Source organism: Haloarcula sp. CBA1115 (assembly GCF_000827835.1).
Lineage (GTDB): Archaea > Halobacteriota > Halobacteria > Halobacteriales > Haloarculaceae > Haloarcula > Haloarcula hispanica.
In genome coordinates this window covers 788,497-803,450 of record NZ_CP010529.1, presented here as the reverse complement: position 1 = coordinate 803,450, position 14,954 = coordinate 788,497, and the positions used below count along the sequence as shown (strand labels likewise).

15 protein-coding genes are annotated in these 14,954 nt (G+C 63.6%); 3 read left to right on the top strand and 12 right to left on the bottom strand.

The window, feature by feature from the left end; all coding sequences use genetic code 11:
- Nucleotides 1-92: 92 nt before the first annotated feature.
- Complete coding sequence (locus SG26_RS03915) at nt 93-779, bottom strand: hypothetical protein (protein ID WP_014040973.1); 687 nt, start codon at nt 777-779, stop codon at nt 93-95.
- A 181-nt stretch (nt 780-960) separates the two neighbouring features.
- Between SG26_RS03915 and SG26_RS03910 the strand changes: the two genes are divergently transcribed.
- The gene (locus SG26_RS03910; RefSeq protein ID WP_014040972.1) at nt 961-1,710 is read left to right on the top strand and encodes a CAP domain-containing protein; all 750 of its coding nucleotides are present in this window, start codon (nt 961-963) and stop codon (nt 1,708-1,710) included.
- A gap of 19 nt (nt 1,711-1,729) precedes the next feature.
- Here SG26_RS03910 and SG26_RS03905 read toward each other — a convergent pair whose 3' ends face one another.
- Both SG26_RS03905 and SG26_RS03900 read right to left on the bottom strand, forming a co-directional pair.
- The gene (locus SG26_RS03905; protein ID WP_050036891.1) at nt 1,730-3,745 is read right to left on the bottom strand and encodes a PKD domain-containing protein; all 2,016 of its coding nucleotides are present in this window, start codon (nt 3,743-3,745) and stop codon (nt 1,730-1,732) included.
- A gap of 46 nt (nt 3,746-3,791) precedes the next feature.
- Complete coding sequence (locus SG26_RS03900) at nt 3,792-4,373, bottom strand: DUF2150 family protein (protein WP_014040970.1); 582 nt, start codon at nt 4,371-4,373, stop codon at nt 3,792-3,794.
- A 213-nt stretch (nt 4,374-4,586) separates the two neighbouring features.
- On the opposite strand from SG26_RS03900, the gene SG26_RS03895 reads away from it, so the two are divergent.
- Nucleotides 4,587-4,895 (top strand): hypothetical protein, encoded by a 309-nt coding sequence (locus tag SG26_RS03895; protein ID WP_050007027.1) that lies wholly within the window; start codon nt 4,587-4,589, stop codon nt 4,893-4,895.
- A gap of 1 nt (nt 4,896) precedes the next feature.
- Here the strand turns inward: SG26_RS03895 and SG26_RS03890 are convergent, their stop codons facing one another.
- A complete protein-coding gene (locus tag SG26_RS03890) occupies nt 4,897-6,120 on the bottom strand; it encodes a mechanosensitive ion channel family protein (RefSeq protein ID WP_008312620.1) in 1,224 nt (407 codons plus the stop codon).
- Nucleotides 6,121-6,213: 93 nt separating this feature from the next.
- Nucleotides 6,214-7,122, bottom strand: coding sequence for a pyridoxal 5'-phosphate synthase lyase subunit PdxS (gene pdxS, locus SG26_RS03885; RefSeq protein ID WP_050036890.1), 909 nt, complete (start codon nt 7,120-7,122; stop codon nt 6,214-6,216).
- Nucleotides 7,123-7,288: 166 nt separating this feature from the next.
- Here pdxS and SG26_RS03880 point away from each other — a divergent pair, with 166 nt between their 5' ends.
- Nucleotides 7,289-8,059, top strand: a complete 771-nt coding sequence (locus SG26_RS03880; RefSeq protein WP_050036889.1) for a DUF1405 domain-containing protein — start codon at nt 7,289-7,291, stop codon at nt 8,057-8,059.
- 35 nt (nt 8,060-8,094) lie between these two features.
- Here SG26_RS03880 and SG26_RS21500 read toward each other — a convergent pair whose 3' ends face one another.
- From SG26_RS21500 to SG26_RS03850, 7 genes are all read right to left on the bottom strand, one after another.
- Nucleotides 8,095-8,271, bottom strand: coding sequence for a hypothetical protein (locus SG26_RS21500; RefSeq protein ID WP_008312626.1), 177 nt, complete (start codon nt 8,269-8,271; stop codon nt 8,095-8,097).
- A 96-nt stretch (nt 8,272-8,367) separates the two neighbouring features.
- A complete protein-coding gene (locus SG26_RS03875) occupies nt 8,368-11,040 on the bottom strand; it encodes a valine--tRNA ligase (protein ID WP_050036888.1) in 2,673 nt (890 codons plus the stop codon).
- A gap of 229 nt (nt 11,041-11,269) precedes the next feature.
- Complete coding sequence (locus SG26_RS03870; RefSeq protein WP_014040964.1) at nt 11,270-12,187, bottom strand: DUF6293 family protein; 918 nt, start codon at nt 12,185-12,187, stop codon at nt 11,270-11,272.
- A gap of 72 nt (nt 12,188-12,259) precedes the next feature.
- The gene (locus tag SG26_RS03865; protein ID WP_008312632.1) at nt 12,260-12,685 is read right to left on the bottom strand and encodes a DUF2892 domain-containing protein; all 426 of its coding nucleotides are present in this window, start codon (nt 12,683-12,685) and stop codon (nt 12,260-12,262) included.
- A gap of 102 nt (nt 12,686-12,787) precedes the next feature.
- On the bottom strand, nt 12,788-14,314 hold the full coding sequence (locus SG26_RS03860; protein ID WP_014040963.1) for a sodium:solute symporter: 1,527 nt from the start codon (nt 14,312-14,314) through the stop codon (nt 12,788-12,790).
- 1 nt (nt 14,315) lies between these two features.
- Nucleotides 14,316-14,525, bottom strand: a complete 210-nt coding sequence (locus SG26_RS03855; protein ID WP_004957724.1) for a DUF3311 domain-containing protein — start codon at nt 14,523-14,525, stop codon at nt 14,316-14,318.
- Nucleotides 14,526-14,600: 75 nt separating this feature from the next.
- Nucleotides 14,601-14,945: a tRNA-binding protein gene (locus tag SG26_RS03850; RefSeq protein ID WP_050036887.1), complete on the bottom strand. Its 345-nt coding sequence runs from the start codon at nt 14,943-14,945 to the stop codon at nt 14,601-14,603.
- Nucleotides 14,946-14,954 lie beyond the last annotated feature (9 nt).

Sequence of the window (14,954 nt, the reverse complement as noted above, 5' to 3'; positions counted from 1 at the left end):
AGCGTCAGCGTGGATGTATATGGGCTTGTCGACTGGCTTTTCGACGGTTGACTAGTATTGCGCCGATGGGCCGCGAACTCTCTGTGGGACAGTTACTCGCTGGTCGCCGGTTCCGTACTAAAAGAGAAATCGACCATGCATTCGCCTTCGAGAACGTCGTACGGCTCATCCGGTGACGGAACGGCACGCGACCAGTCGGTGTTGTTGACTACGAGCCGATACGTCCCCGGCGAGATGGTGATCCGCTTGTCGCGGATGTTCGTCTCGTGGAACCGCGACACCTCACCGGCGTATCTGGCCCGGTAGCGGCTCTGGAACGCCCGGTACTCTTCCTCGGTGAACAGCATGACATCGACGGCCGGGCCACGCCGAACGATGAGGTCGTAGGTGAGCGTCGTCTGGCCGGTCGCCTCGACCGTGAAATCCTGGTACTCGTCTTCCTCCAGCCGGAACGTCGTATCGACCGACCGGTGGTTCGGCTCGGGTGTCGGCGTCGGTGTCTCGGTTTCGACCTGCAGCCGTGCCGACGTTTCCGTCGAGCTATTCGTCTGCGACGCCTCGGCGCGCTGTGCTGTCGGGGGGTCCGCTGAAGCCGCAGCACTGTCCGCCGCTGGCGTCGAGGCAGCCCCGGCGTGGTCAGTTGTAGCAGCACGCTGTGACGCTGTCGGTTCCGGAACTGGCGTCGTCTCGGACTCCTGTGTCGGTCGATTCCCGAGACAGCCGGCGGAGAGCGCGGCGAGCACCGAGGCCCCGAAGCCGCGCCGCGACAGGTCACCCATACCTCAGCACACGCAGCCACAGTAAAGATGTTTACGGGCAGGTTTTCGTCGCTGGTAATCAGAACGCCGATTCTGTCCAAACATATTTGTGGAGAGAGAGCCGAATCTACGCCGTTCGACCCAGTCCCGAGAGAACTGTATCTCAGCTATCATCTCTCGGAACAGGACAGGAACGTTTCACATGAACAGATCGGTCATCACATTCGGATTGATTGTTCTGGCGGCACTCAGTGTCTCGGGACTCGCAGGAGTAGCAGTCGAAGGGACGCTTGGTGCAGACGCGACCGAGTCAGCGCCGGCGGAATCCACGGAGCCGTCACTGGCAGCGACGCCCAGTGCAGAAAGTGCGTCACCGGTGACGCCGAGTACCGAGGCGACTGCGGCCGGAGTGACGCAGTCCGCAGAACCGACCGCGACCCCGGACGCGGCACAGACCACGCCAGCTGATTCGGGGACGGCTATCGATACGGTCCGCCTCGAAGACCGGCTTGTGGCGGCGATCAACGACCGACGCGGCAACCCGGTTGCCAACGACGCCTTCGACGGCTCCCTCTCGGATGAGACCAAAACCGGACAGACGCTGTCAGCCATGGCCGGCAACCACAGCGAGCGAATGGCCGCGCAGGGGTCGGCCTCACCGATCGCGAACGGGTCAGACACGGCGGACCGGTACGCGGCCGCCGGACTGTCCGAGCAGTGTCGCCTCCGCCACGAAGGAAACGCGTACATCCGCCCGGTAACCGACCTCGAACTGGTCACGAGCGTCGACCCCAACGGCGCGAACGCGACTCGGACGGCCGACGCCGTCGCCGACCATTGGTTCGACCTCTCTGGCCCCCGTGACACGTTGTACGTGGCGAACGCGAACCACATCGGCGTCGGTGCGGCCACCGCTGACGGCGTCGTCTACATTACCGTGAGTCTCTGCTGAGGGGCGGTGAGAACGGCCGTTACGGAACCTCTTTGCGGACAGTGTCGGCATTCCCTTCTGAGTCAACGACGCGGAGTGCGACCACTGTGCCGGAGTCCACTCTTTTCTTTTCTACTGTCTGGCCGGTCGTTTCGAAGATACCGTCTTCGTCGAAATCCCATTCGTAGGTCACGATGTCGCCTTGCGGATCGCTGGACGGGCTGGCGTCGAAGTCCCACTTGCCATTCGATTCCGACCCGTCAGAGGTTATCGTGAAGTCGGCGTTCGGTTGCTCGTTCGTGTTCGCACCTCCGGGAGTGACGGTGAACATCTTCGAATCGGTACCACCACTCGATAGCTCGTAGGTGACGGTTATCGTGACGCTCTCTCCAGTCATATCTATCTCGGAAGAGCCAAACAAGGTATCCTGAATAAACTCGAACAGGTGGAATGTCGCCGTTGACGTATCGGACAGCACTGGGTTTGGACCGTTCAGGCTGCCATCACTGTCGACATCAACAGTCCGTGGGACATCTGTTCCGCCACCGAAGTCGGTATATCCGTTAGTGTCTGCCTGAATATATACTTCGTTCTCTTGTGGTGCTGGGTCACGGTCGTTGCTAAAGGTGTCACTGAGTCGGATTATATCGTCGTTAACCGGGTCGATTGCCACCGTCGTTATTGTGATCTCCTCGCCTAATTCATTGGTGACACTAAACTGGACGCCCCCATCAACGCCCCCATCAGTGTTCCCATTGCTGTTGAGGGCAATAGCGTCCTCGTTGTAGATGAGACCTGTGTTGCCGGACCCGCCCCCAGATCCGGGATTCGCTTCCGTCACTGTCACCGGCACTGAGACGTCTTCAGGAGATTCGCCGTCGAACGAACCATTGATCTCGTCGAGGCTGAACTGGACGGTGGCTGTTCCAGTTGTCGTCGACTGGCTTGTCTCGTAGACGAACCTGACGCGACCGTCGCTGTCGGATGACTCTGTGTCCGTGGTAAGCGACCCCGCGTTACTCCCATCGACTGAGCCGTTCACTTCGACATCGCTTACGGGGTTGTTGTACGCGTCCCGAACCTCCAGCACAATCTCTTCGTCGTCGCCCTTTGCGACAGTAACGTTCTCACTGCCGACAGTGGTGAGGTACGCGTCACTTTCAGAGGCAACACGAGTGCCGACGCCCGCTTTCGCCATCTTCAGGCGATATGTGGCTCCCCGCTCGAAGACGACTGTGACGTTGTAGAGCGAGCCTGGCCCCTCGGCCTCGATGACGTTTGCGATGTACCGGTCGTTGCTTTTGTTACCCGGACTTGGGTCGATTTCGTCTTCGAGAAGCACTCTCCACTCCTCCGCCGGGAGCCGGGAGAGAAACGAGACCGACACGTTCGACGTCTCTGTCGCGTTCGTGACGCGAACCGTTCGGGACGACTGCGATGTCGGCCGCACGTCGACCGTAACCGAATCGCTCGCCGAGCGGCTCATCGACCCGTTGAGTGCGACGAGCGTGATGTCGCGCCCATCGACCATCGCCTGTTCCGAGAGCGTGATGTTCCCCTCGCGGAACTGGTTGTAGACGACCGAGTGCTCGTACACGGTCTCCGGGGCCTCCCCGTAGACGTTGTACTCCGGCTTGTAGGCGATGGCCCCTGTGTTGTAGTGCCGCGGTGCGGTTCCGTCCCAGTAATCTGCCGTCTCGGGGTTAATCGCCTCGGCGTTACGAATCGTGAGGTTCTGCGACTCGTTGGTCGTTCCGTCCGTGTACAGCAGCCCCGACGGCGGTCCGGGATTCGTCGCCACCAGCCGACTCGGGTATCGCGTCCCCAACTGCACTGAGACGGCTTGCTGACTCGGCTGTCCCGGGACGGAGACGATAGCGTTCCGCAGGTCCTGTAAATGCGTCTGTACCTGTTGATTGTGGTTGAACTCCACCTCCCGGTTTTGCTCCGGCACGGCAAACGCCTGGTACGAGGAGAAGGCGATGATAAGCACGCCGAACAGCAGTACAGCCCCGACCTGCACTGACTGCGCGCGCTCATCGCCCGTGAAAGTCATGCCGATGAGTTGCGGAGACGGCGGTAAAAACCTGACTGCCGAATTATCAACTCTCGTCTTCTTCGACGACTTCCGGGTCGCTCATCGCGGTCTGGAGACTGTCGAGTCCGTTGACCCACTCGGAGACGAGTCCGTATTCGAGGTCCTCGGCGACCTCCATCGGGAGCTCCGACCCGCCGATGATCTGCGTGCCGGCCTGCACACAGTAACCGAGCGCTGCGTCGAGGTCCTCCTCCGCTTCCGCGTCTGCGGCGGCCTCGATGTAGTCCGTGATGGTTGCGTCGTCCGCGGGACCTTCCGCGACGAACTCCTCGGCTGCGTAGAACACGCACAAAAGCGAGGTCTGGACGCCGTCGATCAGCATCACGGTCTCCTCGTCGTCGATGTCGATGTCGTCGAGGACGATCTCCCGGACACCGGTAAGCTCGTCGATGGTCGCCTCTTCGTCGAGCGGTCCGTCCTCGTAGTCCGTGAGGATCTTCGCGACCGCAATCGCGGCGTCGTCCTGGAGGTTCAACAGGAGCCGCGCCGAATCCTCGTCTTCAGGGTCGACTTCTTCTTCCTCGATACGGTCTAGCCAGTTCTGCCAGCGTTCTTCGGTGTAATACTCCCCCGGCGGAGTGCTCATATCACTCCGTTCGTCCCGTTGGGGATAGTAGTTTCGACCGGCGGCCGTTCCGCCGCGGCGTGTCTACCGTCCAGAGCGAACAGCAAACACCATTTTTAGCGCCTAAGGCAGCTGTTCTGTGTGATTACCGGATCGGCTGTGCACTCCGAATATGTGTCACGGTCTCTGTCGAGGAACGCACTTTTATGTCATTCGAATATGTTATGAAGTAACATGGCACAGCGGCAGCCGGTCCCGACTTGTGGCCGATCCCTCGACCCGGCTGTAGTCGCCGCGCTGGCCGAACGTGTCGGTCTGGTGCTGATCGCCGTGGCGTTACCGGTCGCCGTCGGCACATTCGCCGGTATGGTTCTGACCTCTGGGTCGCTCTTGGCCGCGAGCGATGCCGCGACTGCCGCGATGAGTGGGCCGCTGACAACAGAGCATGGGCTGTCTTTGCTGTTCTATGTCAGCACGCTCGGGACCGCACTGGGATGCTGGGTTCTCGGACTGGGACTCCTTCTCGACGGCCTCGACCTGTAGGTCAACCGTCGCCGTCCGGACGCATCTCCACGCCGCCTTCCAGCGACTCCTCGTCCGCCGCGTCCACGCGATTCGAGAGGGTCCGCTGGGGGAACGGGATCGTGATGTCCTCGTCGTCGAAGGTGGCTTTCACACCCCGGACGACCGCCGAGATGGCGCGCCACTTCCGCGGTGGCGTCGGGTGGTCTATCCAGAACCGGAGTTCCATCACCACAGCGGAGTCCCCGAAATCTTTCGGGACGACGTCCGGCGTCGGCGAATCGACGACGTGTTCGATGTCGGCCATCGCCTCGCGAGCGAGGTCCATCGCCCGGTCAACGTCGGTGTCGTAGTCCACACCGATGTCGACCGTGAGACGCAACAGCCCCTTGCGGCTACGGTTCGTCACCGCGCGGTCACTCACGCGGTCGTTCGGAATGATGACGAACTCGCCGTCGAAGTTCTCCAGCCGCGTGTTGAAGATGGTGATATCGGTCACGATCCCTTCTTGGTCGCCGACGAGCACCCAGTCGCCGATAGTGAACGGGCGGGAGAACATCAGGACGAAGCCGGCGATGAGCGACCCGAGCGTCTGTCTGGCGGCCAGACCGACCACGATACCGAGGAAGCCGGCCCCGACGAGCAGGCCGCTGAGATCGATGCCCCAGACGGCGAAGATCGTCGCGCCGATGGTGACGAACACAGTGACCTGCCCCAGTCGGAGGAGGATCTCTTCCTGGTGTTCGGTGAAGCCAGTGACGGCCTGGCTGAACCGGCCGATCCACCGCTGCATCTGGTCGGACAGGACAAAGGCCAGCATGACGAGGACGACCGTCTGTATCGTCGCCAGCACCGACTGGTCGCTCCCGTCGAGGTACGGACCTACTGTCTGGACTACATCGAGGACTCCCCAGACGATGAGAAACGAGACGACGACGAGGACGACCATCGAGAACTGGGCGATCCGGAGAAACACACCCCGGATGGTCGTCGGCGTGTAGTCGGCCATGACTTGCAGCCAGTCGCCAGTTCGGTCTGACGTGACAGACCGAAGCCGGGAGAGGGCTGCTGGAACGACGACGACACTGAAAAGCAAGACGACCAGGAGGATGAGCGTCGCGACGAGTCGCCCCTGCGTCGCGACCAACTGGTCCAGCGACCGCTGTAACACGGTAAAGAGTTCCAAAAGGCCTTCCCCGGTGTCGTTGGCCGCTGGCGTCGGCGTGGCCGTCCCCTGCACAGCCACCTATCGCCGCCGTAGGAACTTGTGTCTTCGTCTTTGAGCGGCCGTCTGTAATGAACCTGACACCGGAGAAAATACGGCTGGTCGCGGCCCCAGTTAGACGCCGCGGCCCTGCAACTGCTCTTCCTCGTCTAGGTCCGCGTTCGCCTGTCCCTTCATGCCCTTGCCGGGGTTCTTCGCGATCTCCTTGAGCTGTTCGGGGTCATCGTAGTTGTTGACCGCCGCGACGATGGACTCGCCCATGGCCTGGGGGTTCTCCGCGCCGAAGATGCCCGAGCCGACGAAGATGCCGTCACAGCCGTGTTGCATCATCAGTGCGGCGTCGGCGGGCGTCGCGATACCGCCAGCCGCGAAGTTGACGACCGGCAGCCGACCGCGGTCCGCCGTCTCGTGGACGAGTCGCCGCGGTGCGCCGTGTTCGCGTGCCCACTCGTCGCGCTCCTCGTGGGCCATCCCCTCAAGCATCCCGATGGAGCGCTGGATGTTGCGCTGGTGAGTCACGGCCTGGTTCACGTCGCCGGTGCCCGCCTCGCCCTTGGTGCGAATCATCGCCGCGCCCTCGTCGATGCGGCGCAGCGCCTCGGCGAGGTTCCGCGCCCCGCAGACGAACGGCGCGGTGAACTCCCGCTTGTCGATGTGGTAGCGGTCGTCGGCCTGTGTCAGCACTTCCGACTCGTCGACCATGTCCGCGCCAGCCGCTTCCAGAATCTGGGCCTCGGCGGTGTGGCCGATACGGGCCTTGCCCATCACCGGAATCGACACTTCCTCGATGATCTCTTCGAGCTTGCCGGGGTCCGCCATCCGGGCGACACCGCCTCGCTTGCGGATGTCGGCCGGCACCGACTCCAGGTGCATCACGGCGACTGCGCCAGCGTCTTCGGCGATTCGGGCTTGCTCGCGGTTGACGACGTCCATGATGACGCCGCCCTTCTGCATCTTCGCGAAGCCGCGCTTGACGAGGTCAGTCCCGCGACGGAGGTCCTCGAGGTCGGTCTCTTCAGTCATTACCCAGACTTAGGACTGGATTTACTTAACGCGTGTCCTTTCGAGGGACAGAACGGCGTTTGACCCACGCGCAGAGGCCCCGATATCGCGCCAGCGACCACAATATTCTCCAGGGGACGGGGCTGAGACCACTACCGTTTTCATCGCGTCTCCCCACTGCATCGACATGGCTACGGACGAGGGTGTCGGCGGGCGCATCGACGCGGCTGTCGCACGGGTGTTCAGCCGTCGGCTCCCAGACGCCGAAGGGCTCCCGCGGTACGTCGCGCCGCTGCCGGCGTGGCTGGAGAACGTCGGGCTTCGACTCGCCTGGCCAATCGCGCTCGTCAATCTGGTCGGGACGCTGTTCGGCTTCTGGTACTACGCCGGCCGCCCGCTGAACACAGCGCCGCCGCTCGTGGAGGGCCAACTCGGCGCGGCTCCGCTGGCCGCCTACCCCTTGATTCCGGACTCGCCCGTCGCGACGATGTTCATCGGGCTCTCGCTGGTGGCCTGGCGGCTCGACTGGGATACGCAATGGCTCCACATGCTCGGCTTCTTCGGCTGTATCAAGCTCGGTCTGTGGACGCCGTACGTCCAACTCGTTCTCAACGGCCCCGGTGGGATTCCGCTGTGGCTCTACTGGTTCCTGATTCTGAGCCACCTGGCGATGGCCGCCGAGGCCTTCCTCATCCACCGCTACGCGAGCTTTTCCGTCGTATCCGTCGCCGTTGCGGTGTTCTGGTACGGCTTCAACGACATCGTGGACTACTTCCTCCCGGTTCTCGACGGACCACACCACACCTGGCTGCGGGCCGAGCCGCTGGCCGCAGCCGGCGGGTTCGACCACACGGTGCTGGCCCACGACCTCGCGGCCGGCTGGGCGGTCGTGCTGACGCTCATGGCGACGTTTCTCGCACTGGCGACGCGCGTAGAGAAAGTGAAGCGGCAAGCCTGACCGGCGCTGTCCTCAGCTAGTGGTTTCCTCGGGTCTCAGGTCGTGAACCCGTCCTCGGCCTCGCGCTCGTCGAGGACCCACTCTAGTTCCTCGATAGCGCGCAGGATGGCGACCTCGGCCTCGTCTTCTAGCTCGGTCGACGGCGGGTCGTGCCTGTCGTACTCGTCCTGCAGCGCCTCGATGCGGTCCCGGATCGTTTCCTCTGTTCGCATGGTTCCAATGACCGGACCCACAGGTCTTGATGCTACTGGTCGCGGCGATGGGTGCGACCGGATAGGAGTGCCGGATGTCGGAAAAACGCGGCGAGCTTACCGAACGACGACGACTGCGCTCTCGGTTTCGGTCATCTCGCCCTCGCCGGAGTAGGTCCGGGACTCCTCGACGGCGAACATCTCGTCGTCGAGTTCGACGCCGGCGACCCGCAGCGTGTCGCCGTCGATCTCGTAGTCGCCGCTCTCGATAGCGTCGTCAATCGAGCCGACTTCGCTGCCGAACTCGGGGCCGACGATGGAGTAGTCGAGGTCGATGCCGCTGACTTCGGTCGTGATGTCCGGGGCCTCATCGTAGGTGTCCAGCTGGGTGACGTGCATCGCCTCGGCGACGGCGTCCTCGAAGCCGGCGATGTGGCCGAACACCTCGACGTGGTCGAGGTCAGCGTTCAGCGGCAGCCCGTTCTCGGTCTTGTACCGCCGGAGCGCGGAGACGACTTCCATCGCCGTCTCGCCCGCTTCGAGGTCGGCGTCATAGCCACCCGCTGTCGGCCAGTCCGTCGTGTGGATCGAGCTATCTTCCTCGTAGCACCGCTCCCACAGTTCCTCCGTGATGTGTGGGAGGAACGGCGCGAACAACTGCAGGAAGGTCCGGTGGGCCTGCAGCAGCGTGAACTCGGTCGACGCGTCTTCCCCGTCCGAAAGCCGCTGCTTGGCGATTTCGAGGTAGTCGTCACAGAACGTGTTCCAGAAAAAGGACCGGAGTTCGTTCCGGGCCTTCGAGAACTCGTAGTCCTCGAACTTCGTCGTGACCGACTCCACGGTCGCATCGAGTTCGGCAAGCAGCCACTCGTCGACCGCGGCCAACTCCTCGGGCTCGTCGGGCTGGGCGGCCGGCGTGAGCTGGTCGACCAGCCGCGAGGCGTTCCAGAGCTTCTGGAGGAGCCGTTCACCAGCTTCGAGGTCTCCCTCCTTGTACGGGAAGTCGTCGCCGATGGAGGTGCCGGCGGCCCAGTAGCGCGTGGCGTCGACCGGGAACTCCTCTAGGACTTCGCTCGGTGGGATGACGTTGCCCTTGGACTTGGACATCGCCTCGCGGTTCTCGTCCAGCACCATCCCGTTTATCATCACGTTCTCGAATGGCACCTCGCCGGTGTGCTCGTAGCACTTGACGACGGTGTGGAACAGCCAGAACGAGATAATGTCGTGACCCTGCGGGCGCAGGTCGAAGGGGTACAGCTCGGGCAGTTCCATGGTGAACGACTCACTGTCTGCATCCCAGTCCCAGCCGGCGTTCACGAGCGGCGTCAGCGACGAGGTTGCCCACGTGTCGAAGACGTCCTCCTCGGGCGTCAGCGAGTCGTGGCCACACTCGGGGCAGCTATCGACCGGCGGGGCGTCCGACAGCGGGTCAACCGGCAGCTGCTCGCGCTCGGCCATCACGGGCTCGCCGCAGTCGTCACAGTACCACACCGGGATCGGGATGCCCGAATCGCGCTGGCGGGAGATGCACCAGTCCCATTCGAGCCCCTCAATCCAGTGCTCGTAGCGGGTGGCCATCTTCTCAGGGTACCACTCCATCTGGCGGCCGGCCTCGATATACTCCTCTTTCTTGTCGAGCAGTTCGATGTACCACTGCTCGGTGACGAGATACTCGACCTCCTCTTCACAGCGCTCGTGGACCTGCACGGTGTGGTCGTGGTCGCGGCTCTCGAGCAGCGACCCCTCCTCGCGCAGGTCCTCGATGATGGCCTCACGGGCCTCGGTGGTATGCATCCCCTCGTACTCACCGGCGAGGTCGGTCATCGTCGCGGACTCGTCGATGGCGAGCCGTAGCGGCAGGTCGTGGGCCTGATACCACTCGATGTCGTTCTGGTCGCCAAAGGTACAGCACATCACGATGCCGCTGCCGGTCTCCATGTCGACGCGCTCGTCGGCGATGATGGGCACCTCCTGCTCGAAGATCGGGACCCGCGCGGAGCCACCGACGAGGTGCTGGTTTTCGTCGTCGTCGGGGTGGACGAAGACGGCGACACACGCCGGCAGTAGCTCGGGCCGGGTCGTCGAAATCGTGAACGTCGCGCCCTCGTCGGCTGGTCCCTCGCCGGTTTCGACCAGATCGAAGGCGATGTCGTTGAACTTCGTGTGCTTGTCCTTGTCCTCCTGCTCGACCTGTGAAATAGCCGTCTCACAGTCCGGACACCAGATGGTCGGCGCGCGCTGGCGGTACTCCCGACCCTGCTCGTAGAGGTCGAGGAAGGACAACTGGGAGACTCGCTGCACGTCCGGCGCGATGGTCTTGTAGGTGTTGTCCCAGTCGATAGAAATCGCCAGCGACTGCACGTCCTCGGTGAACTCGTCCTCGAACTCCGTACACACCGTTCGGCACTTCTCCTGGAATTCTCGGCGCGGGTAATCTTGGTGGCGGATGCCGAGTTCGCGCTCGGTGAGCCGCTCCGAGGCGATGCCGTTGTCGTCGTAGCCGAAGGGGAAGTAGACGGTGTCGTCGCGCATCCGGTGGAAGCGGGCGACGAAGTCCTGCAGCGTGAACTGGTAGAGGTGGCCCATGTGGAGGTTCCCCGACACCGTCGGCGGCGGCGTATCGATAGTAAAGCGGGTGTCGGCGTCCTCGTCGTAGGCGTAGGTCTTGTCGGCGACCCACTGGTCCTGCCACTCCGGCTCTACCTCGCGGGGGTCGTACTCCCCGTCGAGGGCGTTTTCTGATTCGTCTGCGGTCGATTCGTCCTGCGGTGGGTCCTGTGTGTCACTCATATTCAAACTGTGGGTGTAACACCCGGGTCGCATCGGACTGCGGCGTGGTTATCAGCGGTGCGTGCGTCGATAGGTGGGGGTGGTGTGGGGCGTGGGGCCCCTACACCGACGGGCGCGAGAACCAGCGTTCGGGAGAGTCGACGCACCATCTGTACAATACTCGACCTACGGCAGGATTAATGACTTCGGTTTTCGCCAGCGTCCCGACGGGCTCATACCAGCGACCAGCTCACGGCAGGTCGGACTCGCGGTGCTTGCGGTCCTCGGCGGAGTGGGCCCGGACCCACAGTTGCCCGATGCGGGAGAGCGTCGTCCGGTAGGATTTCCCGTGTTCCTCCTGCTCGATGTACCCCTTTCCGCCGGGGCCGAGCCGGTCGACGTTGTAGATGACCTTCGAGCGGAAGGAGTCGGTGTACTCCTCACCCAGATCCCGGGCCAACTGCTGGGCCAGTTCGGAGACGGACTCGAACTCGCCGTGTTCGCCCAGCGTGAAGAGGATGACCTCCTCGAAGGGCTTGACGTTCGAGAAGGAGGCGACCGGCAGTTCGACGATGTGGGAGCCGTCGATCTCCTTCGCGCCGATGGTTGTCCCCCGCTCGTCGAACTCCGATAGCAGGTCCCGCGCGGTTTCGAGTCGGTCGTCAATTCGCTCGTCGACTTCTTCGCCCGTGCGCATGTCCTCTAGCATGTCGATCTGCTTGCGCAGTTCCTCGGCGAGTTCCGTCTCCAGATACTTCTCGGGGACCGTGTAGTAGGTGTGGATGCGGTCCCGGTCGCCCTCGCGCTCGACCATGATCGAGTGGGCTGCGGTCGCAAAGGCAAACGAGACAGTCCGAGGCATCGCGGAGACGTTGACCCACACCTCGCTGCCCGCGTCGAGTTCGGCGTTGATGAGCTCGAAGGCCTGCTCGAAGGCCTCGTCGTAGTCGTACACGTCGGCGACGACGAACCGCTCGGTTTCCGCTCCGAGCAGGTTCTGGTAGTCCTTCTCTAACTTCTCGGCGAGGTTTCGCGAGTACTCGACGTTGGCCTCGCTGCCGACCGCGCCCTCGAGCAGGATGACGCGGTCAACGTCGAGTTGCTCGCGCACGAGCGGCGCGATGAGCCGGTCGTAGTCGAATCCGACCGGGACGATGTGGGTCTGCATACGTGAAAGACTGGGACGGTGATTATAAAAAGAACCAGACTCGGGCTGCCGAGCGCGTATCGGGGCGGCGCGTTACTCGCAGCTTTCGTGCACGATAGCGCCGTCATCGTTCGGCCCACGGCGCTCCCCGGGAACAATAGGGTCCTCGCAGACGGCGCAGGTCAGCTTACCGCTGGCGTGGCCGTTCGAGGCCTCGGTATCGCCGGAGGAGGTGAAGTCCACGCTCACGTCCGTCGACTCGTCGGCTGCCGGCTCGTCGTCCGCATCCGGGGCAAACACGTCGTCGTCATCGGCCGACGTGTCGATGTCGAGCGTATCGTTGAACCCACAGTAGCCTGTCGAGGCGTTGAATCCCAGGCCGAGCGCGCCGATTCCGGCGAGCAGGCCGCGCTTGCGCTTCCCGCTGCGAAGCCAGCGCAGGGAGACGATTGTCAGAACGACTGCCAGCACCGCTCGGATCAGGCGGTCGCGACCGCCGACGTTTTGGTCGGAGTCCATACCGGCACATTGGTCTGGACGCTTTTGTAGGTTTACATGTCTGCCGGCGGCCGCCGTCCAGTGGTTGCCGTGCCGGAGGGCGGCACGCAGACCGACCGTGTCTCAGTCGCTTTCGATACCGGTGACGGCGTAGGCAGTGCGATTCTCGGTCGCGGCGGGGGCAGTCACCAGCGAGACGGCGACTGTCAACACGAGACCGACCAGAATGCCGACGATGCCGGGCGTCCAGCCCAGGTACGCTGTCGGCAGGGCGACGTCGAGGCCGACCAGTCCCCCAACCGTCGCAATGACCGGGAAGACATGCAGGCCGTAGAACACCTGACTACCCACCACGCCGGCGTACATCCCGGTGCGTGTGGTTCCCTGCCAGTACAGCGCCAGCGCGACTGGGACAGTTAGCTGGGCGAAGCCGCTGAAGGCGGTGTCACCAATCTGGACCAGTGTCCCCGGCGTGTAGAGGCTCGCAATGAACGAGAGGGTGGCGAAAGCGACCACACCGAGGCGGGCGACGAGCGCCTCGCGACGGTCGGTCGCCTCGTCGCTGGCATCGTCGCGGCCGGTCAGCGGCCGGTAGAGGTCACGGGTGAGGTACGACGACCCCGAAAGCAACATCGAGTCGCTGGAGGACATCATCGCGGCCATCGCGCCGGCGATGACCAGCGCGGTGAACCACGTCGGCGTGTACTCGCCCAGCAGCGCCGGGATGACGTTGCCGCCCTCTGGGACGGTGATACCAAGCCCGGCCGCCCACGCCCCCAGCATGAACGCCGGGACGAACAGGAGCAGGACCAGTACCGGCCAGAGCGCGAACGTGCGCTTGAGCACCTTCTTCGAGCCGGCGGCGAAGAAGCGCTGATTGATCTGCGGGAACATCGTCACGCCGAAGGCGATACTGACTGCGGTCGAGATGATGTACTGCGGCGTGTAGAGGCCGCCGCCGAGACCGACAAACGCCGGCTTTTCGGACGCCAGCAGGGCCGTCGCCTCACCCGCGCCGCCGACGGCCGACAGGACCCAGGCGACGGCGACCCAGATCAGCGAGAGCATGAACAGCCCCTGAAGCGTGTCTGTCCAGGCGACGCCGCGCATGCCCGAGAGCGCGACGTAGGCGATCATGAACAGCGTGATGCCGCCGGCTCCGACCCAGAACGGAACCGCGCCGTTCGTGAGGCCGACGATGGCCTGGCCGGCCCCCTTCTGCTGGAGCATCACGTACGGGAACAGCCAGACGAGGCTCACAGCGGCGACGACAACGCGGAGCGCCGTCGACCCGAACCGGTCGCCCAGCATCTCGCCGAGCGTCACGTAGCCGTGGCGCTTGCCGACCAGCCACTGCTTGTATCCCAGCACGTACCAGAGGACGGCGAAGATGATGCCGTCCATCAGCCCCATCACGAGAATCCACTCGGGGCCGGCGCTGAACGCGAGGTTCGGGCCGCCGAAGAAGGTAAACGCCGACAGTAGCGTCGCGAAGGTGGTAAACAACAGCACGACCGTGCCGAGCGTCCGGCTTGCGAGGTAGTAGTCCTCGGCGGTGCGCTCGGTGAGCCGGTAGGCGACTGCGCCCACCGCGAGCGCGACGACCATGTACGCGCCGACGATACCCAACTGGAGCGCAGTATCGGCCACGTCAGTTCACCTCCTCGACGCCGAGGCCCCAGTCGGTGCGCGCAAAGACAGCAAAGACGACGCTCGCAAGCGCCATCCATCCAACGTGCCACCACAGCCATACGGGCAGCCCGGCCGCGACCGTGCTGGTGTCCCAGAGGAACCACGGCACTGCCAGCGCCATCAACACGAGCGCGACGACTGTCCACCCAGCGGCCCTGACTGTACTCATATTACGACAGTCTAGCCGCTGGCGGTACTAATGGGTAACGAACCTTCACCGACAGCCGTTGAAGAACTATATTCTTCAATACACGCGGGTCCCGGGTTCGACGTCCCGTTCGGGCGTCAGGTGGACGACGCCGTCCTCGCTGTCGACCCCGGTCACCAGACACTCGCTCTCGAAGCCGGCGATTGAGACCGTCCCGAGGTTGACGACGGCAACGACCTGCGACCCGAGCAAGTCCTCAGGATCGTACACGTCTGTCAGCCCTGCGGCGGACTGGCGCGTTTCGTCGCCAAACGCCACGTCGAGCTTGTACACGTCTTTGCGGGCTTCGGGGAACGGTCCGACGTCGACGATTTCGCCGATACGCATCTCTACGTCTTCGAGGAACCGCGCGGGGTCGATCTCCGTTTCAGTGAATCCCATGCCCCCCGG

Bases quoted from the DNA above. Each gene is read 5' to 3' on its own strand.
- SG26_RS03915 (WP_014040973.1), bottom strand. From the start codon at position 779: ATGGGTGACCTGTCGCGGCGCGGCTTCGGGGCCTCGGTGCTCGCCGCG.
- SG26_RS03910 (WP_014040972.1), top strand. From the start codon at position 961: ATGAACAGATCGGTCATCACATTCGGATTGATTGTTCTGGCGGCACTC.
- SG26_RS03905 (WP_050036891.1), bottom strand. From the start codon at position 3,745: ATGACTTTCACGGGCGATGAGCGCGCGCAGTCAGTGCAGGTCGGGGCT.
- SG26_RS03900 (WP_014040970.1), bottom strand. From the start codon at position 4,373: ATGAGCACTCCGCCGGGGGAGTATTACACCGAAGAACGCTGGCAGAAC.
- SG26_RS03895 (WP_050007027.1), top strand. From the start codon at position 4,587: ATGGCACAGCGGCAGCCGGTCCCGACTTGTGGCCGATCCCTCGACCCG.
- pdxS (WP_050036890.1), bottom strand. From the start codon at position 7,122: ATGACTGAAGAGACCGACCTCGAGGACCTCCGTCGCGGGACTGACCTC.
- SG26_RS03880 (WP_050036889.1), top strand. From the start codon at position 7,289: ATGGCTACGGACGAGGGTGTCGGCGGGCGCATCGACGCGGCTGTCGCA.
- SG26_RS21500 (WP_008312626.1), bottom strand. From the start codon at position 8,271: ATGCGAACAGAGGAAACGATCCGGGACCGCATCGAGGCGCTGCAGGAC.
- SG26_RS03875 (WP_050036888.1), bottom strand. From the start codon at position 11,040: ATGAGTGACACACAGGACCCACCGCAGGACGAATCGACCGCAGACGAA.
- SG26_RS03870 (WP_014040964.1), bottom strand. From the start codon at position 12,187: ATGCAGACCCACATCGTCCCGGTCGGATTCGACTACGACCGGCTCATC.
- SG26_RS03865 (WP_008312632.1), bottom strand. From the start codon at position 12,685: ATGGACTCCGACCAAAACGTCGGCGGTCGCGACCGCCTGATCCGAGCG.
- SG26_RS03855 (WP_004957724.1), bottom strand. From the start codon at position 14,525: ATGAGTACAGTCAGGGCCGCTGGGTGGACAGTCGTCGCGCTCGTGTTG.
- SG26_RS03850 (WP_050036887.1), bottom strand. From the start codon at position 14,945: ATGGGATTCACTGAAACGGAGATCGACCCCGCGCGGTTCCTCGAAGAC.